At 47.9% G+C, this 480-nt stretch carries 1 pseudogene; it reads right to left on the bottom strand.

Features of this window, described 5'->3' with window-relative positions:
* Nucleotides 1–32: 32 nt before the first annotated feature.
* Nucleotides 33–480: pseudogene (locus tag ACI77I_RS32145) on the bottom strand (hypothetical protein); the annotation flags it as partial.

Here is a 480-nt window from a genome sequence, read left to right as displayed (position 1 = left end):
AATAAAGGCACGGAAATACCGTGCCTTTTGTTTCAGTGAATACCAACCGGCTTGTCGTTTTCGTCATAACAAATCGGATGTTCGCAGTACCCACCGGCATTCAGCACCTCCAGCTCGTAGATCGCCGGCAGGTACTGCTTAAGCTCCGCTTTGGGCACTTTCGCGCCATTGATAGTGCATTCATCGTCTGCGCGAGGGTTGCACCAGGCTTCTTTTACTTCGATAGTTTTTGTGGGTTTTGTCATGGGCGTGTTTTCTGTCTGAGGCGCGTCATCGACTGACGAGCCACTCGTTGCATTCGCATCCAATGAGTAGGCAGCAATCGAATCTTTCACATTCTCTTTACTAATGTCATGGTCAAGTAAGAACTCTTGAAGGATGGTACGGGCTTGAGCATAAGTCAGCCCTTTCCCTTTTTTATTTGGTCCACCATCCATGCGATAGGCAATCGGATAACCATCCTCACTTTCATAGATGTAG

The sequence above is a fragment of the Pseudomonas sp. D47 genome (genome assembly GCF_045447305.1).
Lineage (GTDB): Bacteria > Pseudomonadota > Gammaproteobacteria > Pseudomonadales > Pseudomonadaceae > Aquipseudomonas.
This window is presented reverse-complemented; position numbering and strand designations above follow the sequence as displayed.